Raw genomic sequence first — 26,190 nt, forward strand, 5'->3', positions numbered from 1 at the left:
TTCGCGGCGGCTTTATCATATAAACGGAGGGAAGATAAATGGAGATCACAGAGTTCAGCATGGATTTTTTTTCACTGGCTGGAAAAGTCGCTATCGTAACTGGAGGAAATACTGGTATCGGGCGGGCGTTTTCGCTGGCATTAGCCAAAAGCGGGGCCAATATTTTGGTTCCCAGCTTGATCGATGATGATGGGACAACGCAGAAAATTATTGAAGAGACGGGGTCTTGTTATGTCTTTATGGAAGTTGACCTGACCGAAGAAGGGGTGCCGCAGCAGGTGGTCGAGCACTGTGTGGAGGTCTTCGGTACGGTCGATGTGTTGGTAAATTGTGCCGGGATGCATCTTTGCGCTGAGGTTACTCAGTTTGATCGTTCGAAATGGGACCCGATGATCCAGTTAAATCTGACGGCCGCTTTTGAAATGTCTCATCAAGCAGCTAAAGTGATGATTCCTCAAAGAAGCGGCAAGATCATCAACATCTGTTCACTATTTTCATTTTTAGGCGGACAGCAGTCTCCGGCAAATGCGGCAGCTAAGCATGGCCTGGTAGGTTTGACGAAAGCGTACTGTGATGAACTGGCTGGGTACAATATCCAAGTCAACGGAATCGCCCCAGGGTATTTGGCGACGGATATGACAGAATGTGATCGGGAAAATCCAGAGATCAATCAACGAGTCTTGGCCCATGTCCCAGCGAATTATTGGGCAGAGGAGGCCGATTTGATGGGTGCGATGGTTTATTTAGCAAGTCCGGCCTCGAATTTTGTGAATGGACATATTTTACCGATCGACGGCGGCTATCTGGTAAGGTAAACGGCTATCGTTCGTCGTGGCAGTTTTATGTGCCACGGCAATTACATAAAAATGGAGGGAACATTGCTATGATCGAGTTTGAACAGGTAGAAAAAAGGTATGGGGAAAAGGCGATCGCCGTCCACCCCTTTGATTTGACGATCGAAGACAATCAATTTATTTGTGTGATCGGGACCAGTGGGAGCGGGAAAACCACGTTGGTACGAATGATCAACCGAATGATCGAGCCTTCAAAAGGCAGCATCAAAATCAATGGGCGCGACGTTACCAAACTGAATGAAGATGAACTGCGGAGACAAATCGGTTATGTGATCCAGAATATCGGTTTGTTTCCGCATATGACCATCAGAGAAAACATTATGATCGTGCCGAAGCTTCTGAAGTGGAGCGATGAAAAAAAATCCGGGATCGCCGAACGTTTGATCCAGCGGGTCGATCTGCCCTTGGATTATTTGGAACGAAAGCCGAAAAATCTTTCCGGCGGTCAGCAGCAGCGGATCGGTGTGATCCGTGCATTGGCAGCCAGCCAAGATATTATTTTGATGGATGAACCCTTTGGCGCACTGGACCCGATTACAAGAGATGCGTTGCAGGAAATGATTAAAGGCCTGCAGCAGGAGATGAATAAAACGATCGTTTTTGTTACCCATGACATGGATGAGGCGATCAAGTTGGCGGATAAGATCATTATCATGGATCATGGCGAGATTGTTCAATACGATACGGTGGAAACGATCTTGGAGCACCCTGCCAATGATTTTGTCGAAGAGCTGATCGGAAAACGCAAGCGCAATGTCTATTACAACAATGAAATGACTGTCTCCGATCTGATGGTGGAACGGGTCGAAGCGATCTCGTTAAGCAAATCGGTCACTGAGGCGATTAAACAAATGTCGGAGAAAAAAGTAGATACCTTGCTGGTGGTGGATGACCAAAATTATTTGAAGGGGTTTGTTGATATTAATTTTATCGAACGCAATATTTCCAAATTGAAGCCAACCTCTTCAGTTTTTGATGTGATGGGGACGGATACAGCAAGTGTGAATCAAAATGATCGGGTGGCGGATGTGATCGAGCCGCTGATCAATCATATTTATAAATATTTACCAGTGGTGGATGATGAGAATCATTTGGTGGGCATCGTGACCCGCTCAGCATTGGTGTCGCTCGTACAGGAACAGTTGCAATAGGAGGTGATGACATGAATTTTTGGACCGAATACGGCAATGAGATTTTATTAAAATTTTGGGAGCATTTCTATTTATCCTTTTTGGCGATTTTTCTTGGCATCTTAGTGGCGGTTCCTTTAGGGGCGTTGTTGACGCGGGTCGAAAAGGGCTCTGAGACGATCATCAAGGTTGTCGGCGTTTTTCAAACGATTCCGTCGTTGGCGTTGCTGTCGATCATGATCCCATTTTTCGGCATTGGAAAAATTCCAGCGGTGATCGCGCTCTTTCTATATTCGCTGCTGCCGATTTTACGTAATACCTATGTCGGCATCAAATCGGTTGATGCGACCTATTTAGATGCCGCAAAAGGGATGGGAATGTCGCAAATGCAGCGCTTATTACAGATCGAACTGCCCTTGGCGATGGGGGTCATCATGGCGGGAATCCGCGTGTCGACCGTCTATGTTATTTCCTGGACGACCCTAGCTTCGTATATTGGTGCCGGCGGTTTAGGGGATTTTATCTTTAACGGGTTGAATTTATACCGGATGGATCTTGTGATGATGGGGACGATCCCGATCACCTTGCTGGCGCTGCTTTCGGATGCTTTGCTTAAGCGTTCAGAAATCAAATTAACGATGGATAGAGGGTGAGTCGATGAAAAAGCGAATTTTTCTATTAGCGGCGATGCTCCTGCTTTTCGGAAGTTTTATTGTGCAGAATTTTTCTAACAAGGACGATACGATCACGGTGGCTGGCGGAGTGACCTCTGAATCACAGATTTTAGGGAATATCGTGGTGGAGCTGCTGCAGCATGCCACCGATAAAAATATCGTCTATCTAAATAATCTGGGCTCAGCCAATTTGATGCATGAGGCGATGGTGCGGGGAGACTTGGATGTCGCACCAACACGGTATACTGGCACGGACTTGATTGGTACTCTAGGCTTGCCGACGGAAAAGGACCCAGCTAAAGCCTTGAAAATCGTACAAAAGGAATTTGATCAGCGTTTTGGCTTTGATTGGTTCCCAAGCTACGGCTTTTCTAATCAGTTCACCTTTATGGTGACGCAAGAAACTGCCAAAAAATACGGCCTGGAAAAGGTCAGTGATTTGAAAAAATGTGCGAGTAAGATGCGTCTAGGTTCTGACCAGACGTGGTATAAGCGAGAAGGCGACGGCTACAAAGGCTATACTGAAGCCTACGACACCAAGTTTCAACGGGTTTATCCGATGCAGGTGGGCTTGCTTTACGATGCACTGGTTTCGGAAGAATTAGATGTGATCTTGGGGTATTCGACTGATGGACGGGTCGGCAGCTACGACCTTGTGATGTTGGAAGACGATTTGAAATTCTTTCCGCCTTATACTGCCAGCGTTGTTGTATCAGGGGAGACGTTGAAAAAATACCCAGAATTAAAACCGATTTTGTTGAAATTACAGGACACGATCGATACGGAAACGATGCAGCGCTTGAACTATGAGTCGGATAATGAGCTGTTGGAGCCCAAAATCATCGCGCGGCGTTTCTTGGAGAAGCATAACTTTTTTGAGGAGGGAAGCTGATGTTTGATAATTTGATCCAGTATTTAAGTGAAAACTCTTCGTACTTGATCGCGCAATTTGGCGTGCATGTCTATATTTCGGTGATCGGTGTGGTGCTGACCTTCCTGATCGGATTTCCGTTGGGGATATTATTGTCTGAGCGGCAAAAGCTTTCTGATATCGTGATCGGGATCATCAATGTGATTCAGACGATTCCATCGATTGCGATGCTGACGGTGCTTTTGATTTTGATGGGGCTGGGGCAAAATACCGTAGTGGCGACGGTTGTCCTGTATTCCTTATTGCCGATCGTCAAAAATACGTATGTTGGTCTAGTGAATGTTGATCCGATGTATGTGGACAGCGCAAAAGGGATCGGCATGAATCGGTATCAGATTCTTTATATGATCAAGATTCCCTTGGCGATGCCGGTGATTTTAGCTGGTGTGCGTAATGCTTTAGTGATCTCAGTAGGTATCACAACGATCGGTTCATTCGTTGGCGCGGGTGGTGTCGGCGATGTGATCTTGCGGGGAATCGCTATTACTGACGGCGGTCCAATCATTATTGTCGGTGCGGTTTTGTGTGCGTTTATCGCCATGATGATGGATTGGATTTTTGATTGGATCATGAAATAAATCCTCGAAAAAAGAAAGCCCTTCGCGAGTTTATTCGCGAGGGGCTTCTTTCATCAGCTTACGAATGACTTCCTCGATGTACATCAACAGGATCGTCCGCGTTTTTTCATGAGACTTCAACTGCTCGTCTTGGTGAGACTTGGTTAAGAAAATAATCTCACTGGCATCGAGGGATAGGTCTGTGTTCAACTCCTCCATCACCAATAATGATTTGGCGTGGTGTTTTTTCGCTTCTTCGAACAAAGGATCGAAGTTGGCGAATTTGCCGGCAACAGAAAAGATCAGCAGCAGCGAATCTTCTGTTAACAGATCTGGGATCAGTGACGGCTGGCTGACGCGAATGACATTTTTGTTCAAGGTGAAATTCAGCTTGTATTCAAAGTATTCCATGCAAAAGTTGGTTGGCCCGTAACCGAAAAGCAAAATCTTTTCGGATTGCTGGATCAGGTCGGCTAAATAATCGACGGCTAATTCATCGAAATTTTCGATGAACTCTTTGATGCGGGCAAACTCGCTATTTAATTTTTTTTGCTTGATTAATTCTTTGCCGGTTAAAAAACGGGAATACTCCTTGTAGCCGGAGAAGCCCATCTTTTTGACCAGCTTGGAAACTTTGGAAGGCGAGACCTCCGTCAGCTTCGCGGCTTCGGTGATGGTCAAGTTTGGATTGACTTGGCTTTCCTCCATCAAACGGTTATGGATTTTTATTTCTAGATCGTTTAAACGATCCAATTGTATTTTCATAGGGCTGCCTCCTTATTCGCAGGGATTTATCTTGAGTTCAGAATAGCATAGCTAGAATCTAAAAAGCAAACAATAAATGGAAAATTTTCCTAAAAGCAGACTAAAAATGAAATTAAATAGAAAATTTAATCAAATTTTAATGTAAAATGGAAAATGACCCTTTATACTGAACTCAGGAAAAGCGCTTTCGAAAAAAAGATGAATGGAGCTAATTGAATGAATTCTGAAACATTGGTGAAAGAAGCAATCATTAAGGACGTGAAAAAAATCGTCGCTGAAGAACAGGTAGTCACGGATCATACAACATTATATGATGCCGCCTCCGACCGCTATCGCAAGTATATGAAAGCTAAAGGGGTGCTGGACAATCCGCTGCCGACTGCAGTTGTTTATCCCAACAATGCAGAAGAAGTCAAAGAGTTGCTGATGTATTGTAACGACAATGACATCAACGTTATTCCTAGAAGTGGTCAAACCGCAACTGAAGGCGGCTTGGAAAACTGGAAAGACTTAGCATTAGTAATCGACGGTTCGCGTATGAACAAGATTTTAAAAATAGATCCTTACAACATGCAGGCGACTGTTCAAGCAGGCGTTCCCTTGCAAGCGTTAGAAGATGAGCTGAGAAAGATCGGCTATACGACGGGACATTCGCCGCAATCAAAACCGATCGCACAATATGGCGGTTTGGTGGCCACTCGTTCAATCGGACAATTCTCAACGTTATATGGCGGGATCGAAGACATGGTAGTCGGACTTGAATGTGTCTTCCCGAATGGTCACATCTCACGCATTAAAAATATTTCTCGTCGTGCCGGCGGACCAGATATTCGCCATATCGTCATCGGAAATGAAGGAACACTTTGCTACATCACCGAAGTAACGGTGAAAATCTTTAAATATTATCCAGACAATAATAAATTCTTTGGCTATCTAGTGAACGATGTCGAAGATGGTGTGAAGGTTCTGCGTGAAGTGATGGTAAACGGCTATCGTCCATCGGTTGCCCGGACGTATTCGCCAGAAGATGCACGTCAGCATTTCTATCATTTCTACGAAGGAAAATGCGTCCTGATCTTCATGGCAGAAGGACCAGAAGGCATCGTTGAAGCGACCGGCAAAGGAATCGAAGAAGCGGTCGAAAAATTCAAAGACGGTATTGTGAAGCAAGTGGATTCTCAGTTGATCGAAAACTGGTTCAACCAATTGAACTGGACTCAACAAACGATCGACGATGAAATCCAAGGCATGATCGATAATGACAAGCATGATGGCTATACGACAGAGGTCTCAGCCGATTGGGAAACCATCACGAAAATCTATAACAACGTCATCAACCGGATTCGCAACGAGTTTCCGCGGGCAGATGATTTAACGATGCTAGGCGGACATTCTTCTCATAGCTACTTGAACGGAACTAATATGTACTTCGTTTACAACTATGACATCAACTGCGAACCAGAAGATGAAATGAAGATTTATCATCATCCGATCCAAGCGATCATCGTAGAAGAAACACTGAAATTAGGCGGCTCAATGTGTCACCATCACGGTATCGGCAAATATCGGAATGAATGGACCAAAGAAGAGCACCAATCTGCGTACTATATGCTGGAAAGCTTGAAGGAAGTCTTCGATCCGAAGGGTGTCATGAGCTTTGGTAATATCTACCCAGTTCAAGAAGGCTTGAAGTATCAAAAATAAATCGACGATTCATTCGAGGGCGAAATTTCGCCCTTGAATGAAATGAAGTGATAGGAAGGGCAAGTATGAAAATCATTTGTTTAGTCAAATACGTTCCAGACACGGAAAAATTTGAATACGATTACGAAACAGACAAGATCAATCGCGACGCTTCACGTCTGATTCTAAATCCAGATGATAAGAATGCCGTGGCTTTTGCCATGATGCAAAAAAAGCAGGACCCTTCTGTTTATGTGGAAGTCGTGACGATGGGCCCGCTGAAGCTGGAAGAGCCGATGAAGGACTTTGTTCGGCTGGGAGCGGATCATGCGACATTGATCAGCGATCGACATTTTGCCGGCAGCGATTCACTGGTGACCAGTCGGATCATTTCTCGCTATCTTGCCTCGAAGGAATATGATTTATTGCTCACCGGTACACATACGCTAGATGGCGGAACAGGTCATGTGGGTCCGCAGATCGCGGAAACGATGGGGATCAATCAGTTTTCAAATATCGTTGCAATCAAAGAAGCGACTCCTGCCTATTCGATCGTTGAAGCGCTGCAAGAGGAAAGAACATATCGCTTGAAGATCGAAAACCCCAGCGTGTTGAGCGTCACCCATCAAATGAATTTGCGCTTAGGGTTTGTTAGATATGAGAACATCGGGAGAAATGTGGATGACCAATTTGCGCTGGTAACGAATGAGGACCTGCAGTTAACAGCCGAACAAATTGGCGGCAAGGGTTCACCTACCAAGGTGAGAAAAAATGTAGTCGTAAAAAGAGAACAGGTGGAACACAAAGTGGTGAAGGTCGACGACGAAGGCATCGATGAAGTGATTCATTTTCTAAAAGAAAAGGGGTACTTATAATGTTTAAAGGACTCATTCTGATAGATAACGATCAGATCGATTATTCATTGGATTTGGTCGAGGTAGTCAATCGTTTGGCTGGTGAAGAAGAAACCTGCGTTTATGGTTTAGGGATCAACTTGCCTGAAGAAGTTAAAGGGCTTGATGCAGTGATTAATGTTGAGACGCCAACGCTCCAACTAAAGGACAGTCGGGTAGTAACGGATATCATTGAGCAGGTTCATAGGAAGTATCAGTTTGACAGCATCATCATTTTAGCAACGGAATTTGGGCGAATGGTGGCGCCGCGCTTGGCGATGCGGCTTGAGGTAGGATTAGTGGCTGATATTACCGATATCCATGTCGACAAACGCGGAAAAAAACTGGTGCGGCCGGCTTTTTCAGGCAATATTATGGCAAGTATCGTGTGCGAATCGTCTCCCATCATGGCAAGTGTCCATCCCAATGTCTTTCATGCGAAGGACTTGACCAAGGAACCATCAATCATCGATTTTATTCCTGCAGAATTGAAAGCGTCATCAATCGAAGTGTTAGCGGTCGTGGAAAGTGAACAAAGCGGCATCGATATTCGTGAAGCAGACGTGATTGTTTCGGCCGGGGGCGGCTATACGCAGCCGATCGATCAATTGCAGGATTTGGCAGATGAGCTGAAGGGCGTCGTGGCGGTATCAAAACAGCTGGTCGATCGCAAGAAGGCGCCGCGAGAGATCCAAGTGGGGCAATCGGGCAAGACAGTCAGCCCCGATCTTTATCTGGCGCTGGGAATTTATGGCTCGACGCAGCATATCGAAGGATTAAAGAATGTCAAAGAGATTATTTCGGTGAACACGGATCTTGGTGCGCCGATGAATTATTTAGCTAGTATTGTCGTACATGGCGATGCAGCGGAATTCGCAAGGAAACTCAGCAGCAAACTTAAGGGATAACCCCCAAGCGGGTGAAAAACAAAAATAAAGGAAAAGAAGGTAGAAAAATGGAAATCAAAGACTTTAAAATGGATATGTTTCACATCAAAGGGAAAAACGCGATCGTAACAGGCGGGAATACGGGATTAGGACAAGCATTCTCATTGGCATTAGCAGAAGCAGGCGCGAACATCTTTATGCCGTCGATCATGCCTGACGATCCAGAATTCAACGCGGTGTTAGCAGAACGCGGAGCAAAAACAGCCTACATGGAAGCAGACATTACTAAAGACGGCGTGTGCCAAGAAGTAGTTGAAAAATGTGTCGCTGAATTTGGCTCAGTTGATATTTTAGTGAACTGCGCGGGCATTTGTCCATGTGACGATGTCGTAAGCTACGGTCGCGACAAATGGGACCCAACCATCAATATCAATCTAACTGCAGCCTTTGATATGAGTCATGAAGCCGCTAAAGTAATGATTCCTCAAAAGAGCGGAAAAATCATCAACATCTGTTCTATGTTCTCTTTCTTGGGTGGACAATGGGCACCGGCTTATGCAGCGTCTAAACACGGCTTGGCTGGTTTAACCAAAGCTTATTGTGACGAATTAGCGCAATACAATATCCAAGTAAACGGGATCGCACCGGGCTACTTCAAAACACATGCGGCCAAAGCATCCATCGAAGACCCAGAACGCAGCAAGTGGATCGTGGATCATACACCAGAAGGACGTTGGGGCGATGTTGCTGACTTGATGGGCGCAACAGCTTTCTTAGCATCAGAAGCTTCGCATTTTGTTAATGGACATATCTTGGCAGTCGATGGTGGGTTCTTAGTACGATAGTCCACCTATATTATAGAAGAAAAAAATCAAGGAGAGACTATGGAGAAAAAATATATTGTTGGTATTGACGGCGGAAGCCAAAGTACCAAGATCGTCATTTTTGATTTAGAAGGAAATATCGTGGGCGAAGGCAAAGAAGCGCTGCGTCCGATGCACCTGGGAGAAGATGTCGTAGTTGAACATCCAGGCGATGATTTGTGGGATGCGTTATGCTCCGCCGCAAGTAAAGCGATGGATGAATTCGGAGAACGGAAGGAAAATATCGTAGGGATCGGGCTAGGCTTTATCCGCTGCTGCCGCGTTTTATTGAAAAAAGACGGCAAGCTGGCACAGCCAGTCATCAGCTGGATGGATAAACGTACGTCAACGCCTTATGTCCACGACAACCCAGATGTGCAATACGTGACATCCACCAGCGGTTATATCACGCATCGCTTAACGGGTGAATTCAAGGATAATATCGGCAATAACTTTGGACAATGGCCGGTGGATTATGATACGTGGGACTGGTCAACCAATGAAGAAGTATTGAAGCAATATAATTTACCAGAAGATATGCTGTTTGAAGCGGTCAAACCCGGAGACAGGCTGGGAACGATCACCAAGGAAGCCAGCGAAAAGACGGGATTACCTGAAGGTCTGCCAGTATTTGCCACAACTAGTGATAAAGCGGTTGAAGCGCTGGGGGCTGGATTGATCCAAGATACGAGTGCTGTGGTTTCTTTAGGTACTTATATTTGCAGCATGATGATGGGTAAGCAGATGCCACCTAGCGATGCGGTGAATTATTGGGGCATCCTGTCCTCTATGCCTGGTCGTTATATTTATGAAGGCTATGGTATTCGTCGCGGAATGTGGACTGTTTCTTGGTTCAAAGATTTGTTAGGCGAAAAAATCAGTATTCGCTCCAACTATCAAGGCATCAGTGAAGAGGAATATCTAAATGAGCAAGCCGCAAATATTCCAGCTGGAAGTGACGGCTTGATGACAAAATTAGACTGGTTAGCGAATCCTTGGGAACCATTCAAACGAGGAGTCATGATCGGCTTCAATGCCCATCACGATTATCGCTATCTGTACCGTTCTATTTTGGAAGGCATCGCTTATACGATTAAGAACAATGTCACCAATATGACGGATGAAATGGGTCATCCGATCGATGAAGTGATCGTTACCGGCGGCGGGTCAAACAGCGACTTGCTGATGCAGATATTTGCGGATGTCTTCAATCTGCCGGTCAAACGAAATGTCGTAAACGGCAGTGCCAGCGTCGGAGCTGCGATCAACGCAGCGGTTGGCTTAGGCATTTATGGAAGTTACGAAGAAGCTGTTGAAAAAATGGTCAAGGTGAAGGATGTCTTCACGCCAAAACCAGAAAACGTAGCGATCTATAAACAGTTAAATGAAGAAGTGTATCAAGGCTTAACGGATTATACAGATGAAGTGTTGAAGAAGACACATAATGTGCTGCATCCAGAAGGCTAATATAATAGAAGGAAGCAGCTCCGGAAAATAGCGGAGCTGCTTTTTTGGCGTTTGATTATGATAGACTTTTCTGTTGTTAGACATCATTAATTTATAGTTAAGAAACTTGATCAATACGGCTTTGCGATGAGTATTTTATCTATACTTATTCTATCTGGTTGGAGGTAAGTAAATGAAAAAGAAATTGCTCACAGGAGCTTTTTGGTTATCTATGTCTAACATTATTTGCAAGGTTCTAGGAATTGTCTATCTGATTCCTTGGCTGATATTTATGGGGAATACTCGTGATCAGCAAACTGCGCAAGCTCTTTATAACGTCGCGTATCTTCCTTACGCTTTGTTTTTATCGCTAGGTACAGCGGGTTTTCCTAGCGGCATTGCGAAAAAAATTGCTGAGTTAAATGCTAAAGGGAATACAGATCGGATAAGAGAATTATTTCAAAGTGGTTTGGCTGTTATGGAAATGATAGGTATTCTCTCTGCTTTATTGATGTTTATTTTTGCGCCAGTATTGAGCAGCATCAGTCCGATAGTTAATCATGCGGCCGGTACAACAGCAATACGAAGCTTATGCTTTTCATTGCTGATCATACCTATGTTAAGTGCGATAAGAGGATATTTCCAAGGGTTAAGTTTGAGTGTTCCGTTTGGGATTTCTCAAGTTATCGAGCAATTGGTTCGAGTGATTGTAATTCTGATGGGAACCTATTTGGTCCGAGTTCATTTTAACGGGAGTATTCTATCAGCGGTTGTACTGAGCACATTTGCGTCAAGTGTAGGCGGAATATTCGCTATTGCTTATCTGCTTTGGGCTGGGAAGAAGAAGGATATGTTTCGTCTTAAGTATTTCACTTTTTCACCAATAAAATCTTTAAAAAAATCGAAAAAACTTGCCGTTGATATAATTAAGGAATCTTTGCCATTTGTTTATGTAGGATCAGCCATCTCCATTTTACAGCTGATTGATCAGGTTTCATTGAGACCATTATTCTCTTTACTTTTTCCACAGATTAGTTTAGGTGAGTTACAAACACTTTATACACTGGCTTCTACAAATCCGAATAAATTAGCACCGATACTTTTAGCTATTATCAGTTCGATCACTATTTCCTCTTTGCCCCTGTTGAGTATGATTAAGGCGAAATTTGATTTGCTGACCAGTGTCTCGGATATCCTTCGTTTAACGATTACTTTTTTAGTACCTTCAACAATAGGGATGGTACTGCTATGTGTGCCTTTAAATACACTATTCTTTGGTTTTGATTTTGCAGGAAGCCTGTATTTAGCAGTGACGATCATTAGTACATCATTCTTGGGTATTTTTACAGTATTACTTGCCGTTTTACAGGCGTTGAGTTTTCATAAGAAGGCGATCCATTTCACTTCACAGATAATTCTATTAAAATTGCTGCTTCAAATCCCCTGTATTTATCTGTTCAAAGGTTTTGGCTTGGCCATTGCGACAACGCTTAGTACCGTATTTGCAACAATAATTGCTTATCGATTTATAGTTAAGCAGCTAGATATTCATCCAATAAGCTATAATCGTAACTACTACTTAAAATTATTTCAGTCTACATTAGTGATGATTCTTATCAGTTTATTAGCTTTCAATTTCTTATCTAACATGATTAATTTCGAAAATAGATTTCAATCAATTATTCTGATTGCTGTAATTGGCTGTGTTGGTGCGCTAGCCTTTATCGCGATGTTGTTTGGGAGGAAGCTGAGGGCAAAGATTAGAGCTCTTCTTTAAAAGAGAGTGATTAGCAGAATAGCAACTTCTTTATAGGTCATTTCTAAATTCTCTGGCTCCATAAACTTGCTTATTTTTTGAAAAGCGAGTTTGTGGAGCCTTTCTTAGAATCTTTTTCAAATTATAGCGATTTGTTAGTGTCTCGCGAGTTCAACCCTGCTATAATAGAAAAAATATTTAAAAAGGGGAGAAGGCAGTGGATAAAAAGGCATTAAAGCGATTGATTGATGTAGCAGCGGGACGGGTACCGGCTGATTTAGTTTTAAAAAATGCGCAGGTGATCGATGTTTATCAAGCGGAGATCATGCAAGGGGATGTAGCGATTGTTGATGGAAGGATCGCTGGGATCAACGGAGCGTATGAAGGGAAAGAAACCGTCGACTTAAAGGGAAAATTTGTGGCGCCGGGCTTTATTGATCCGCATATCCATGTGGAGTCCTCTTATGTGACACCGGAGGAATTTGGCCGACTGTTAGTGCCTCATGGAACGACGACCGTGTTGGCTGATCCCCACGAAATTGTTAATGTCTTAGGATTGCAGGGATTGGATTATATGGTGGAGGCGGCGAAGGAAACGGCGCTGGATATTCGCTATATGATGCCTTCTTGTGTACCGGCGACGAACATGGAGAATGCTGGTGCGGTAGTAGAGGCGGCGGACATGATTCCAGCCTTCGAAAAAAATCAGGTGGATGGTTTGGCGGAGTTCATGAATTTCCCCGGCGTGATTAATGCCCAAGACGAGGTGTTGGATAAGCTGTTGGCCGCAAAGGAACGCGGCTTGCGGATTGATGGTCATTCGCCAATGGTTTTCAATGAAGAATTAAACGCTTATGCCGCTGCTGGGATCGCCAACGATCATGAATGTTCAACCGTTCAGGAATTGAAGGATCGGATCGCTCGCGGCATGTACGTCTTTTTACGTGAAGGCTCGGTAACTCAGAACCTGCGGACGTTGTTAAAAGGTGTGACGGATAACAACTACCAGCGTTGTGTGTTATCAGCGGATGACTTGCAGGCGAAAACAATGCTGGAAAAAGGACATTTGGACAACAGCATTCGGATCTGTATTGAAGAAGGGGTTTCTCCGATTCGAGCGATTCAAATGGCGACGATTAATGCAGCTCAGTGCTGCCAATTAACTGATCGCGGGGCAATCGTTCCCGGCTTGAGAGCCGATTTGGTGATTTTTTCTGATTTAGCACAAGTGGAGATCGAAGCGACGTATATTGCTGGCGAATTGATCGCTGAAAATGGAAAGTATCTTCCAGCAATCAAACGAATTTCGACCGAAAGTGTTCAATCGAGTGTCCATATCGACAACTTCCGCAAAGAGCAGTTAGCACTGAACTTAACCAGCAGTAAAGCTCGTGCGATCGAAGTCATTCCGCAGGAGGCTTTGACCAATGAAGCGATCGTTTCTGTTCAAAGAGATATTCAAGGCGGGTTTGTGTTTGATCCGCAGCAGGATGTCACCAAAATCGCGGTTGTTGAGCGGCATCATAATACCGGTAATGTCTTTGCGGGATTGTTGAAGGATTATGGCTTGAAAAAAGGTGCGATCGGCTTATCGATCGCCCATGATTCCCATAACTTGATCGTTACAGGAACGAATGACGAGGATATGGCTGCCGCCGTACACGCATTGAAGGAACAAGAAGGCGGCGTGGTATTGATCGAATCAGGAGAAGTTATCGGCAGTATGGCTTTGCCGATCGCGGGATTGATGAGCGATCTTTCAGGCGAAGAGGTCGCAGCCCAAGAAGCGGAGATCAATCGTTTGGCCCATGAAGTGTTAGGTGTGTCGGAAAAAGTTGATCCGATCATGACACTAGGCTTCATGTCTTTAGCCGTCATTCCTAATTTGAAGATCACCGACATTGGCTTGGTGGATGTAACGAAGTTTGAAGTCGTGCCCGTATCTGTCGAAGAATAAAAAAATTAGGTGAAAGATCTCGAAAAAGATCTTTCACCTAGTTTATTTTTTTGTTCTGAAAATAGCCGGCAGAAAAATGAAGAAGGAAAGAATCAGCACACAAGCACCGACCGTCAAGAGTAACTTTGGCAAGCCCAGCTGTGAAGCGCTGGCAAAATTACCGAAGATATTTGATAAAATGATCGCCAAACTAACCAGCATCGTCGCGATAATTGCTTTGCCGCGTTCGCCCCGTTTCTCAAAATAATTAACAACAGAATAAAGCCCCCAACCCAACAAAATAACAGTAAATGTATCCATTTTTTACAACTCCCTTTCTTTGATACATTTATCTTACCAAGGAAGCTGATAGGAAAATACTTACGAAAAAGGCTGTAAGCTTACGATTGTGAAAGGTGGAGGAATAAAATGATACAAAAAAAGGAGTGGATTTCTCCACTCCGAAAAGATTAACTTTTAGTCCAAAGCCTCGCCGGCCTCACCGATTGTCTCATCGGCTGCTTCTTCGGTTTCTTCATAATGGAAGTTGGACGTATCGTATTTAAAGTTGTATTTATTTCCTAAGAAATACTTGGCGATATGCAAGGTACGATCGCTGGAGCGTTCAAGGTTCGAACTGATATCGATCAAAAGCACACCGTCAGCGGCGCGGCCTTCGCCATTTGTCATGAGCTTGATGTATTTCTTACGCAATAATTCTACTAATTGATTGATTTCTTCTTCGCGGTCCAACATCTTTTGGGCAAGTTCGACATCGTCGTTTTCCAAAACTTGCAGCGCATCGCGAATATTTTTTGATACCTTATCGAAAAGAAGTTCAAGATCCTCATCATGAAGCAGGAAGGTTTGACGGCTGCTCGTTGATTTGGTCTTGTTTCGTTTGTCTTTGGCACGTTGTTTTTCTTCCAGAGCAATCGATTCTTCCACATAGCGAATGATGTTGATGGAGTGGTCGCCAATACGTTCAAAGTCTTTAGTGAACTCCAGCAGCATGGCTTGTTCCTGACTTTCTAACGGTGACAATCCACTGACGGAGATTTTTACGAGATACTCTGTTAATTCGATATCACATTGATTGATGGCATCTTCATATTGTAAGACATCATCACGCCATTCTTCTTTTGTGTCATTATAGTATTTTCGGGCAGAGTTTAGCGAAGAAAGGACGTAATTCCCCATCTGAACCACTTCGCCCTTTGCTTGCTCGATCGCCATAACCGAAGAGGTATGGATGATTGGTTCGCTCAAGGTGACTGCTCGAATATTCAAATTCTTCTCGCTGCCTGGAACGATCTTCTTCACCAGCATTTCGATCTGCGGAATGAACCAGAACTGGATTGCCAGATTGGACAGGTTAAACAATCCGTGGGCAAAGGCCAGCTGCATGGCTGGATTCAAGCCTAACGAAGCTGCGAAAAAGGTGACGACTTTGGTAAAAGGTGCTAAGAGAATCGTAAAGATCAGGGCACCTACCAGATTGAAGATCACGTGAGAGGCTGCGGTCCGTTTTGCGGCCACACTAGCCCCTAAACAAGCGATGATCGCCGTGATGGTCGTTCCAATGTTATCACCGAAAAGAATCGGCAGAGCGGCACCCAGCGTCACGCTGCCTTGCATATAAAGCTGCTGTAAAATACCGATGGTCGCACTGGAGCTTTGCAGGACCATCGTTAATAACGTCCCGATACCAACACCTAATACAGGGTGATGAGAGACACTGATCATTAACTCATTAAACTGCGGCAGGTCTTTTAAGGGGTCCATTGCGGCTCCCATTAGTTTCAAGCCGTAAAAGAGCGCACCGAACCCAAAGAGGATCTGTCCGATCGATTGTAAAGAGGTTCGTTTCGAAAAGAAGAGTAAAATCGCACCGGCACCGATGATCGGCAGGGCGTACTCGCTCAAATTAAACCCGATGATGAAAGCGGTCACAGTGGTCCCCACGTTGGCTCCCATGATAACCCCGATCGCTTGTCTTAAAGTCATGAAGCCGGCACTAACTAAGCCCACCGCTAATACGGTAGTGCCCGAGCTGCTTTGGATTAAACCGGTCACGATGATTCCGGCTAAAACGGCGCGAAAAGGTGTTGATGTAAATCGATTCAAAATTTCTCTTAATCGGTTTCCGGCAGCCTTTTGCAAACCGTCCCCTAAATATTTGATCCCGAAAAGGAAAATTCCTAAACCACCTAAGAAACTGAAAAGCATTTCTTGATAAGACATAATGCGTCCTCCGCTAATTTTTTTTGCATGCTACTACCAAAATAATAGATTCACAAGTAAAAAGAAAGTCTTTTATTTAAAAAAGCCCTATTTTTTTTGAAATAACCGCATTATTTTGCATTGATCCGCAAAAAACGCAGAAATCGCTCGTTAAATGGATGGAATTCTTTTGTGTTTTTTAGCGCTTTCAGCTACTCTTAAAGTAGTAGGAAAATTTTTTTTCAATCGGATAAACAGGGCCACTTTTTTTAATTAGAGGAGATGTGTCAGATGCTTTATGGAAAGAAAGATCGACGTGAGGCGAGTTATTTGGAACCGATTTTTGGTTCAAGGAATGAAGATGAGGTATTGCCGTCTTATCATTTAGGGGAAAAATCGATCGAACCGCGGATTGCTTACCAAATGATTAAAGATGATTTATTAGATGAAGGAAATTCTCGTTTGAATTTAGCGACCTTTTGTCAGACATTTATGGAGCCTGAGGCGGTCAAGCTGATGAGTGAGACGCTTGATAAAAATATGATCGATAAATCAGAGTACCCGCGGACTGCCGAGATGGAAAATCGCTGTGTGAACATGATCGCGGATCTGTGGAATGCGCGTGGTCCGGAAAAATATATCGGAACATCAACGATCGGCTCCTCTGAAGCGTGTATGCTGGGCGGAATGGCGTTGAAGTTTGCTTGGCGCAAGCGGGCTGAGAAGTTAGGCGTAGATATTCAGGCCAAGAAACCAAATTTGATCATCTCTTCGGGCTATCAGGTCTGCTGGGAGAAATTTTGTGTCTATTGGGACATTGAGCTGCGTGAGATTCCGATGTCGGCGGATCACTTGTCCTTAGATGTGGAAAAGGCGCTGGAAGCGGTAGATGAATATACGATCGGGATCGTTGGGATCTTGGGGATCACTTACACCGGTCAATATGACGATATTAAAAAATTAGATCAACTAGTAGACGCGTATAATCAACAGACAGAACACAAGGTCTATATCCATGTGGATGCGGCGTCGGGTGGCTTGTACGCGCCCTTTGTTGAACCGGAGCTGGAATGGGATTTCCAATTGAAAAATGTGATCTCCATCAATACTTCCGGGCATAAATATGGTTTAGTTTATCCCGGTGTCGGCTGGGTCGTGTGGCGGGATGAAAAATATTTGCCGGAGGAGTTAATCTTTAAGGTCAGCTATCTTGGCGGCGAGATGCCGACGATGGCGATCAATTTCTCCCATAGTGCTTCTCAGATGATCGGTCAGTATTATAATTTCGTACGTTTTGGCTTCGAGGGCTATCAAAGTATCCACCAACGGACCCACGATGTAGCGGTCTATTTGGCAAAAGAGCTGGAGCGTTCACGTCATTTTGAGATCATCAATGATGGCACACAGCTGCCATTAGTCTGCTATAAATTGTCAGAGGATAGCGAACGGCAATGGACGCTGTATGATCTGTCGGATCGGTTATTGATGAAGGGCTGGCAGGTTCCTTCTTATCCGCTGCCGAAAAATCTGGAGCATCAGGTGATCCAGCGGATCGTGGTGCGGAGTGATTTCGGTATGAACATGGCGCATGATTTTATCGAGGATTTGAAGGCGGCGATCAAGGAGCTGGAGAAGAGTCACTTGGTTTTTCACGAGGATACAGAAATAAAAAATTATGGCTTCACTCATTAAATAGAAATTATAGAATTAGGGAGGCGTTTTAAATGAAAGTTGTTTTTCATGTCGATGAGTTGGGAATGATCAGAGAGGCCCGTCATAATATTGAGCATATCTTGTTGTCAGAGCCTAAAGCAGACATTGTGCTATTGATGAATGGCGAGGCGATCCAAGGCTATTTGCTGCCGCGGGTGATCAAATTTATGAAGGAGTACCCTCATATCACCTATCAGGCTTGTCATCATTCCATGCGGAACTTCCACGTCCGCTCGAAGCAGATGCATGAGCAGGTTGAGATCATCGAATCCGGCGTGATCGGTCTCGTTGATTTGCAGGAGCAGGGGTACTCGTATATTAAATGCTAGAAAACTGAGCTGGAGAATAAGTCTTTCATTCATGAAGGGCTTATTTTTTTGTCATGAAAAATGACTTTCGCAGGGGGAGCCAGCTATGCTTTAATAGGGAAGCGCCTTTTCATTCAGTTCATTTTTGCATTTTTAATTTGAAAAAGTTGCCATTTTAAGTAAAGGGCTTACATTGTATAGTTTTGTTGTAAGCGGGAGGTAGTTATGAGACAAGAAAAAATTGTTGAATACTTATATGCAAAGAAGCAAGCGATTGCTCCCAAGGCATTAGCCGCTGCATTTCAAATATCGGAGCGAACGCTCGCAAATGATATCAAATGGTTAAAGGAGATCGGGACAGCAGCTGGCTTTGACGTTGAGCGCGTCCGTTCAGCCGGTTATCAGCTGAAGGTTCTTGATCAGGCCAAGTTTCAAAGCTACTTGGCGCAAACAAAGCGCCAGGAGCAGGTAGACAGCACAAGTCCGCAGGAACGGATCAAAAATATTGAGCTGCTGCTGCTGTTTCACGAGGAATACATCACGATGCAGCAGATCGCGGAGTGGCTGGATGTTAGTTTATCGACCGTTAAGGCGGACATCAAGCAGGTTGAGCAGTTTTGCGAAACTTACGAGCTGTCGCTTTTCAGCAAAGCTCACTACGGTCTGAAAATCATCGGGACCGAAAGTAAAAAGCGACGGGCGATCTTGTATTTGATCCGCAACACCATCCACACACCGGTGCTGACGGAACGCTACAAGGAGTTCAACTTTGTTTTTGACGAAGCTGATTTGCGGCGCTTTTTACAAGAGCAGCTTCAGAAAAATCAACTGAAAATCAGCGACATCGTCTTTGAGAACATTGTTCAGCACATTCGCCTGTTAAGTTTTCGGATCATGCAGGACAACACCTTGAACAATGAAGAGGATGAGGAGCAGAAAATCGGCGATGATTATGATCGTTTGACCGAAGAACTGGTGGCCTATGTCGAAGCGACCTATCAGATCATATTTTCTAACGCGGAGAAGAATTATTTAGAAGAACAGCTGCGGGGAAAATTTGCGGTGTTAGATGATGCGGCCAGCAACCGGCAATTAAAGCAGGCGATCGATAAGGCATTAGAGCATGTCGATCGGCGCTATCACACGCATTTTCGCGAGGATCAAGATTTAGCCAACGCGTTATTGATGCATGTGGCTCCGCTGCAGCAGCGGCTCTATACCGGCCATCAATTGGAAAACCCCATCATTGATGACATCTACACACAATATGCCAATGTCTTTAATGTAGCGATGGGCTTTATTAATGAGCTGAATAAGGACTTGGACGCTGACATCAGCAAGGATGAGATCGGGTATGTCGCTATTTATTTCGCGGCGAGCTTGGAAAAGCAGTCCAATCAAGTCATCGACGATTATCAAAAGATCGCGGTTATCTGTTCGACTGGCGGAGGAGCGGCGTATTTATTAAAAGTCACGCTGGAACGTCTTTTCAGCAACGCGGAGGTCGATACCTTTGCCTTAAATGAAATCGATCAGATCGATTCAACCTATGATTTGATGATCTCGACAGTGCCACTGGCGCAGGACCAATTCGATATTCCGATTATTTACACAAAACCGATTTTAAATCAGGCCGAGATCACCAAGATCGAAAAGGATCTGAATCTTTTAAGAGAATCGCAAAACAAAGTGTTCGATGTGCATCAATTCATTCTCAGCTTGTTTGATCCAGACTGGTTTCAAATCGATCCGCCAGCGCAGGATTACCTAGAGCTTTTAGAAAATGAAGGCGTTCGTTTAGAAGAGCAGGGATTGGTGGAGCAGGGCTTTAAACAAAGTGTCTTGGAACGGGAAAAGATGATCGATACGATCTATCAGCACGGCATTGCAGGGCCCCATCCGATGGAGCAGGCGGCAGTCAAGGAAGTCATCGATGTGATTCTGTTGAAAAAACCGCTGAGCTATCGTGAAAAACAGGTAAGAGTGATTTTTCTGATCAACATCAAGAAGGATCATTTGAATCTGCATAAAGAAATCAGCCGCTTGATGATCAAAATGATGGACGATCCGACCCTAGACAATCAATTACAAAAAATCACAAATTTTCAAGACTTCATGTCTTATATGAAAAGCTTAATGAAAGAAGGATAAAGCAATGAACGATCAAGAAATGGATATTTTTAAAATTATTTCCGCAGCAGGAGATTCTCGGGGCTCTGCCTTTGAAGCACTGCGCTTAGCACGTAAAGGAAAATTTGCGGAAGCTGAAGCGAAAATGCTAGAGGCTAAAGAAAAAAGCATCGACGCCCACGACGTGCAGACCAAATTAATCACCAGCGAGATCAACGGCGATAAAACAGAAACAAGCTTGTTGATGGTACATGCGCAGGATCACCTGATGACCAGCATCTTAGCTCGTGATTTGATTGAAGAAATGATCGGTATGTTAAAGGAACAAAGCGAAACCAAGGCTTTGCAATAGGATAAAAAATTTTTAGGAGGATATCACTATGAAAACATTACTCGTTTGTGCCGGAGGCTTCTCAACTACCATGATGATGGAGTCCATGAAAAAAGTGGTCAAAGAATCAAAAAGCTTGGAGGAAAAGGATTATCCGATGGAAGCGATCGGTGTCGATAAATTGGAACGCTATATCGATGATTATGATGTAATTTTAGTCGGCCCGCAATTAAGCCACAAATACGATTTCATCAAAGGCGAAGCTGATAAAGTCGACAAACCGACTGTCTTATTAACCTCTGATATTTACGGTTCAATGGATGGCGCGACAGTTATGAAGCAAGCTTTGGTGGCTTATCGTAAAAATCAAGCACAGAAAACCCAATAGTTAGGAGAGAAAAAAATGGAAAATCCAAAGAAACAGGGTGCCTTTGAAAAGGTCGAAGGATTCATTCGCAAAACATTGGTTCCAATTGCCAACAAAGTTGACAGCAATCCTTACTTAACGGCGATCAAAAAAGGGATGGTCGTCATGACGCCGGTATTGCTGCTGGGTTCGATCGCAGCGATCTTCCCATCGATCCCAGAGTTTATCAAAGCAGATGCGGTTGCGAATTGGTTTGAAAACTATGGCTATATTTTTGGAATCATTTCGAAAGTTTCATTAGGTTTAGTTGGTTTATATGCAGTCTTAGCAATCTCATATTTCTTGAGTGAGCATTACAAGCTTTATACGGTCGGCTCCATGATGCTTTCTGCCATCGCGTTTTTGATCGTGGCGATGGATGTCGATGACAATGGCAATATTGTTGCCTCTTACCTTGATTCAAAAGGGCTGTTCACAGCAATCTTCATAGCTATTATTTCGGTAAAAATTTATCAGTTCTTCACGAAGCATAAGCTGGTTATTAAAATGCCTGAAGGGGTACCGGATTTCGTTTCCAGTTCCTTCGAGTTGATCACGCCAACGGCTACGATCGGTGTCTTGTTCATCGCGATTCGCGCTGTGACGGATAGTTTGTCTGGCGGTGTCTTATTGCCGCAAGTAATCATGGATGTTTTAGCACCAGCCATCGGCAGTCTGGATTCATTATGGATCATTTACATTGTACTGGTATTGCGTCTAGTTTTCTGGTTCTTCGGGATTCACTCAGCAGTCTTATCGCCGATCCTATCACCAATCGCGGTGCAATATTTATCAGAAAACATCGCCGCTCACGAAGCAGGCGAACCTTTGCAGCACGTAATTACTAACGGCACGTTATCTGCCTTTGCCAACTTCTCTGGTTCAGGTGTTACGATCGGGCTAGTTTTAGCGATGCTCATCAGCAGGTCGCAACGCTACAAAAAAGTTGGGGCAGTGGCCTTACTGCCGTCCTTGTTTGGGATCAATGAACCGGTGCTTTTCGGGGTGCCGATCATTTTAAATCCGGTCTTGATGATTCCCTTCATCTTTGGCGGTGCCTTAGTTGGGATGTTCCCAATGATCTGTATGAAGCTGGGGCTATTGAACTTCCCAATTTTTGATCCGCCGTATGTGCCGGTATTTATGGAAGGCTTTTTAACCGGCTTTGACTGGCGCGCGATCATCATTCAAGTGATTCAAGTAGCGATGTCCTTTGGTTTATACTTACCGTTCTTCAAGGTCTTGGAAAAACAAGAATTAGAACGCGAAGCCTTATTAGAAGCAGAAAAAGCCAACTCTGTCATTTCAGATGACGACGAACAATATTTAACCGATATTGATTTCTAGCCGAAAAGGACAGTTTTAACTGTCCTTTTTGCTTTAAGGAGCAGATGTAAATGAGAATCGACCAATTACGAGAACAACTAGAAAAAGCAAAAATCGCTGGTCTGTTAGTGACCGATAAAATCAACCGCCGCTATTTATGTGGCTTTACCGGATCGAATGGGTTACTGCTAGTCACTGAAAAGGATGCGCGTTTATTTGTTGATGGCCGCTACACCCAGCAGGCACAGCAGCAAACCTCCAATGTTGAGATTTTCGAGATCCAGGTTGGCGGCAGTTTAAATGAAACGCTGCGGCCGTTTGTTGAAGGCTTGACACTGGGCTTTGAAGCGGGGACGATCGGTTATCAGACCTTTACGGGTTTCCAAGCTTTGATGGCAGAGGTCAGCGGCCGCTTAGTGGCAACCAATAATTTAGTCGAGGGCTTGCGCATGATCAAAGCACCAGAAGAAATTCGCGCAATCAAACAAGCGGCTGCCATCGCTGATCAAACATTGGAAGTGATTTTGCCAATGATTCGCAGCGGCATGACGGAGTTAGAGCTAGCCAATGAAATCGATTATCGCAGTAAAAAATTAGGCAGCGAAGGACCGGCCTTTGAAACGATCGTAGCGTCAGGGGAGCGAACGGCTTTGCCTCATGCTCATGCTAGTCAGAAGAAAATTGCCGCCAGCGAATTGATCATGATCGATTTTGGGGCGATTTATCAAGGCTATTATTCGGATATTACGCGGACCTTCGGCTTTGGCGAAGTCTCTGAGGAAATTAAAGCGGCCTATCAAAAAGTGTTAGCGGCTCAAAAGAAAGCAGTTGAAGCAGTCGCTTTTGGCAAAACGCTCGGCGATATTGATCAGACCGCGCGACAGGCTTTGGCACAACAAAACCTTGCTCAATATTTTAGCCATAATCTGGGACATGGTATTGGACTTTCCTGCCATGAATATCCGGCGTTGGCACCACAGGCGGCCTTGCCAATCGAAAAGAATATGACCTTTACCATTGAACCGGGTGTCTATCTGGCGGAGGACAGCTTTGGTATTCGAATCGAAGATGATGTCTGGGTGAATGATGCAGGACGCGCCGAAATTTTGACGAAGTTTAACAAGGAGTGGATGACAATTGATTGCAACGGATAAATTATTGATGGAACTGTCTAATTTAGATGCACTGCCGGGACAAGAAGCTCAAGTACAAAAGGCATTGCAAGAAACCATTCAAGGACCCTCAACCAAGGATGCGTTTGGCAACCTGTATTTTGGTGATCTGAAAACAACCAAGAAAAAAATCGCCTTGTACGCTCATATGGATGAGGTCGGTTTTTTCGTCCATCGCATAACAGATGAAGGGTTTGTGTACTTTTATCCGATTGGCGGCTGGTGGGGTCATGTGGTTTTAGGCCAGCAGGTAAGGGCGACTTGCCGTAAAAACGGTGCCGTTTTAGAAGGAATCGTGGGAACGCTGCCCAAAACTAGCCACAAAATGACTGAAGTTGTGCCGATCAGCGAGATGTATATCGATTTTGGCGTTCGGTCAAAGAACGAATTGTTAGAAGCTGGTTTGCAGGTTGGCGACATGATTTTACCCAATACACAGGCGAAAAAAAGCTTCAATCAGCAGAAGATCATGGGCAAAGCCTTGGATGATCGGGTGGCGTGTACCGTGATGGCGCAGGTGAAAAATCAAGTCGACACCAAAAATATCGAAGTCATCGGTGTCGGTACCGTTCAAGAAGAAGCAGGCACCCGCGGTTCAAAGGTCGCGGCCGCTCAAGTCGATGCCGATATCAATATCGTGATCGATGTTGCCAATGGCAAAGACACACCAAAAGCCGCCGAATTTCCTAACCGCATTCAAGGAGACGGTCCGGGATTAGTTTTGGCGGATAAAACGGCTTTAGGAAATATTCGATTGATAGACTACTGCAAGGACGTCGCCGAAAAAAATCAGATTCCTTGGCAGTATGATTTATTAGGCGGCGGAGGCACGGATGCCGGCTCTGTTCAATTGTTCGCCGGAAAACCGACGCTGGTCTTTTGCGTGCCGGTTCGTTATTGCCATTCATGGAATTCCATCGTGGCGCTTTCCGACGTAGAAGCAACGATCGACCTATTGTCGGCAGTCATTCGCTCGTTAGATGAAGGAGGGATCGAGCTTGAGCAATTTTAATCAGCGGCGCTCCCGTTATGGCACCTATTCGACCCAATGGGACTATGTTCAGGATCGCTTTGGAGAAAAGGAGCTATTGCCGTTTTCAATTTCCGATACGGATTTTATGATTCCTGATGGAACGATCGACGTTTTGGACAAGGCGGTTAGTCGCGGCTTTTTCGGTTACACCCGTTGGAATCATTTGGATTATAAGCAGAGCATCAGCGGCTGGTTCCAGCAGGAGTTCGATTGCGCCATTAACCCTGAATGGTGCGTGTATTCGCCTAGTGTGATCTATAGTCTATCGGTTTGTATCCAATTGCTGAGTGAAAAGGGGGACAAGATCGTGACCTTCACACCTTGTTACGATGCCTTTTTCAACTGTATCGGCGGTAATGAGCGCGATTTAGTCGCTTTTTCACTGACGAATCAAGCAGAGCAGTATACGATTGATTTTGCGGGCTTGGAAAAAGTCTTTGCGACAGAAAAGCCGGGAATCTTCTTATTATGCAACCCTCATAATCCAACAGGCAGAGTATTTACCGCGGAAGAACTAACCCGACTAATCTCATTATGCAATCAATATAAAGTCGCGATCATCAGCGATGAGATCCATATGGATGTCCGCCGTCCCGGAAAGAAACATCTGCCGATCTTGACCTTTGCGGATCAAATCGAAGTTCCTGTGGTTCTATTATCATCTGCTTCCAAGACCTTCAATTCACCGGGTCTCGGCGGATCGTATGGGATCTTTTCAGATGAGGGGATGCGGGAAAAATTCTTGAGCATCTTAAAAGGGCGGGATGGCTTGTCTTCGATTCCTTATCCCGCCTTGTTGGCGACGATGGATTACTACAACAACCAAAAACAATGGGTGGAAGAGCTGAATCAGACCGTTGATGAGAACTTTGCCGCATTGAAGGAAATTCTGGATACAGATCCGAGAATCCAGTTTGCCATTCCTGAAGCCACCTATCTCGGCTGGATCAATATCGAAGAACTGCCGTATACGATGGAAGAATTACAAGCCGTTTTAGTCCAACAAGAAAAAGTCGCCATCATGAAAGGCGAGACCTATGGCGCAGAAGGCAAGAACTACCTGCGCTTCAACCTAGGAGCGCCAAAAGAAAAAATCATTGACGGCGCTGAACGTTTGATGCGGGCGATACGGTGTTTAGATGAAAGATCCTCTTGATAGAGGGTCTTTTTTAT

The 26,190-nt window shown here is 44.5% G+C and carries 24 protein-coding genes; 21 read left to right on the forward strand and 3 right to left on the reverse strand.

The window, feature by feature from the left end:
• The first annotated feature begins 38 nt into the window (after positions 1-38).
• From FFR60_RS16745 to FFR60_RS16765, 5 genes are all read left to right on the forward strand, one after another.
• The gene (locus tag FFR60_RS16745) at positions 39-815 is read left to right on the forward strand and encodes an SDR family NAD(P)-dependent oxidoreductase (protein WP_088935452.1); all 777 of its coding nucleotides are present in this window, start codon (positions 39-41) and stop codon (positions 813-815) included.
• A 68-nt stretch (positions 816-883) separates the two neighbouring features.
• Positions 884-2,005 (forward strand): ABC transporter ATP-binding protein, encoded by a 1,122-nt coding sequence (locus FFR60_RS16750; protein ID WP_137665019.1) that lies wholly within the window; start codon positions 884-886, stop codon positions 2,003-2,005.
• Between the two features lie 11 nt (positions 2,006-2,016).
• Positions 2,017-2,637 (forward strand): ABC transporter permease, encoded by a 621-nt coding sequence (locus tag FFR60_RS16755; RefSeq protein ID WP_088935450.1) that lies wholly within the window; start codon positions 2,017-2,019, stop codon positions 2,635-2,637.
• 4 nt (positions 2,638-2,641) lie between these two features.
• Positions 2,642-3,550, forward strand: coding sequence for an osmoprotectant ABC transporter substrate-binding protein (locus tag FFR60_RS16760; RefSeq protein ID WP_137665020.1), 909 nt, complete (start codon positions 2,642-2,644; stop codon positions 3,548-3,550).
• Entirely contained in the window at positions 3,550-4,167 is a 618-nt protein-coding gene (locus FFR60_RS16765) for an ABC transporter permease (protein ID WP_088935448.1), read from the forward strand. The genes FFR60_RS16760 and FFR60_RS16765 overlap by 1 nt, the downstream gene beginning before the upstream one ends.
• Before the next feature lie 30 nt (positions 4,168-4,197).
• Here FFR60_RS16765 and FFR60_RS16770 read toward each other — a convergent pair whose 3' ends face one another.
• Positions 4,198-4,911, reverse strand: coding sequence for a MurR/RpiR family transcriptional regulator (locus FFR60_RS16770; RefSeq protein WP_137665021.1), 714 nt, complete (start codon positions 4,909-4,911; stop codon positions 4,198-4,200).
• A 216-nt stretch (positions 4,912-5,127) separates the two neighbouring features.
• Here FFR60_RS16770 and FFR60_RS16775 point away from each other — a divergent pair, with 216 nt between their 5' ends.
• From FFR60_RS16775 to ade, 7 genes are all read left to right on the forward strand, one after another.
• On the forward strand, positions 5,128-6,615 hold the full coding sequence (locus FFR60_RS16775; protein WP_137665022.1) for an FAD-binding oxidoreductase: 1,488 nt from the start codon (positions 5,128-5,130) through the stop codon (positions 6,613-6,615).
• 65 nt (positions 6,616-6,680) lie between these two features.
• Positions 6,681-7,469 carry an electron transfer flavoprotein subunit beta/FixA family protein gene (locus FFR60_RS16780; protein WP_137665023.1) on the forward strand — a complete coding sequence of 263 codons (789 nt, stop codon included), beginning with the start codon at positions 6,681-6,683 and terminating at the stop codon, positions 7,467-7,469.
• On the forward strand, positions 7,469-8,395 hold the full coding sequence (locus FFR60_RS16785; RefSeq protein ID WP_137665024.1) for an electron transfer flavoprotein subunit alpha/FixB family protein: 927 nt from the start codon (positions 7,469-7,471) through the stop codon (positions 8,393-8,395). The genes FFR60_RS16780 and FFR60_RS16785 overlap by 1 nt, the downstream gene beginning before the upstream one ends.
• A gap of 47 nt (positions 8,396-8,442) precedes the next feature.
• Positions 8,443-9,219 (forward strand): SDR family oxidoreductase, encoded by a 777-nt coding sequence (locus FFR60_RS16790; protein WP_010743859.1) that lies wholly within the window; start codon positions 8,443-8,445, stop codon positions 9,217-9,219.
• 39 nt (positions 9,220-9,258) lie between these two features.
• A complete protein-coding gene (locus tag FFR60_RS16795; RefSeq protein WP_137665025.1) occupies positions 9,259-10,704 on the forward strand; it encodes an FGGY-family carbohydrate kinase in 1,446 nt (481 codons plus the stop codon).
• 172 nt (positions 10,705-10,876) lie between these two features.
• Positions 10,877-12,460, forward strand: a complete 1,584-nt coding sequence (locus FFR60_RS16800; RefSeq protein ID WP_137665026.1) for an oligosaccharide flippase family protein — start codon at positions 10,877-10,879, stop codon at positions 12,458-12,460.
• A gap of 196 nt (positions 12,461-12,656) precedes the next feature.
• Positions 12,657-14,396, forward strand: coding sequence for an adenine deaminase (gene ade, locus FFR60_RS16805; protein WP_137665027.1), 1,740 nt, complete (start codon positions 12,657-12,659; stop codon positions 14,394-14,396).
• Between the two features lie 42 nt (positions 14,397-14,438).
• Here the strand turns inward: ade and FFR60_RS16810 are convergent, their stop codons facing one another.
• Both FFR60_RS16810 and FFR60_RS16815 read right to left on the reverse strand, forming a co-directional pair.
• On the reverse strand, positions 14,439-14,696 hold the full coding sequence (locus FFR60_RS16810) for a hypothetical protein (RefSeq protein WP_088935434.1): 258 nt from the start codon (positions 14,694-14,696) through the stop codon (positions 14,439-14,441).
• A gap of 156 nt (positions 14,697-14,852) precedes the next feature.
• The gene (locus tag FFR60_RS16815) at positions 14,853-16,619 is read right to left on the reverse strand and encodes a Na/Pi cotransporter family protein (RefSeq protein WP_137665028.1); all 1,767 of its coding nucleotides are present in this window, start codon (positions 16,617-16,619) and stop codon (positions 14,853-14,855) included.
• 270 nt (positions 16,620-16,889) lie between these two features.
• On the opposite strand from FFR60_RS16815, the gene gad reads away from it, so the two are divergent.
• The 9 genes from gad (at position 16,890) to FFR60_RS16860 (ending at position 26,173) form a co-directional block, all read left to right on the forward strand.
• Positions 16,890-18,290 carry a glutamate decarboxylase gene (gad, locus tag FFR60_RS16820; protein WP_137665029.1) on the forward strand — a complete coding sequence of 467 codons (1,401 nt, stop codon included), beginning with the start codon at positions 16,890-16,892 and terminating at the stop codon, positions 18,288-18,290.
• A gap of 32 nt (positions 18,291-18,322) precedes the next feature.
• Positions 18,323-18,640, forward strand: coding sequence for a DsrE family protein (locus tag FFR60_RS16825; RefSeq protein WP_088935431.1), 318 nt, complete (start codon positions 18,323-18,325; stop codon positions 18,638-18,640).
• A gap of 204 nt (positions 18,641-18,844) precedes the next feature.
• Positions 18,845-20,770: a BglG family transcription antiterminator gene (locus FFR60_RS16830; RefSeq protein ID WP_137665030.1), complete on the forward strand. Its 1,926-nt coding sequence runs from the start codon at positions 18,845-18,847 to the stop codon at positions 20,768-20,770.
• 4 nt (positions 20,771-20,774) lie between these two features.
• Positions 20,775-21,101 carry a PTS lactose/cellobiose transporter subunit IIA gene (locus FFR60_RS16835; RefSeq protein ID WP_137665031.1) on the forward strand — a complete coding sequence of 109 codons (327 nt, stop codon included), beginning with the start codon at positions 20,775-20,777 and terminating at the stop codon, positions 21,099-21,101.
• Positions 21,102-21,129: 28 nt separating this feature from the next.
• Positions 21,130-21,468, forward strand: coding sequence for a PTS sugar transporter subunit IIB (locus tag FFR60_RS16840; protein WP_137665032.1), 339 nt, complete (start codon positions 21,130-21,132; stop codon positions 21,466-21,468).
• 15 nt (positions 21,469-21,483) lie between these two features.
• Positions 21,484-22,833: a PTS sugar transporter subunit IIC gene (locus FFR60_RS16845; RefSeq protein ID WP_137665033.1), complete on the forward strand. Its 1,350-nt coding sequence runs from the start codon at positions 21,484-21,486 to the stop codon at positions 22,831-22,833.
• A gap of 50 nt (positions 22,834-22,883) precedes the next feature.
• Positions 22,884-23,966 (forward strand): M24 family metallopeptidase, encoded by a 1,083-nt coding sequence (locus tag FFR60_RS16850; protein ID WP_137665034.1) that lies wholly within the window; start codon positions 22,884-22,886, stop codon positions 23,964-23,966.
• Positions 23,950-24,996, forward strand: coding sequence for a M42 family metallopeptidase (locus tag FFR60_RS16855; RefSeq protein ID WP_137665035.1), 1,047 nt, complete (start codon positions 23,950-23,952; stop codon positions 24,994-24,996). The genes FFR60_RS16850 and FFR60_RS16855 overlap by 17 nt, the downstream gene beginning before the upstream one ends.
• The gene (locus tag FFR60_RS16860) at positions 24,983-26,173 is read left to right on the forward strand and encodes a MalY/PatB family protein (protein WP_137665036.1); all 1,191 of its coding nucleotides are present in this window, start codon (positions 24,983-24,985) and stop codon (positions 26,171-26,173) included. The genes FFR60_RS16855 and FFR60_RS16860 overlap by 14 nt, the downstream gene beginning before the upstream one ends.
• Positions 26,174-26,190: the final 17 nt, after the last annotated feature.

It is taken from the genome of Enterococcus hulanensis (assembly GCF_005405485.1).
Lineage (GTDB): Bacteria > Bacillota > Bacilli > Lactobacillales > Enterococcaceae > Enterococcus_A > Enterococcus_A hulanensis.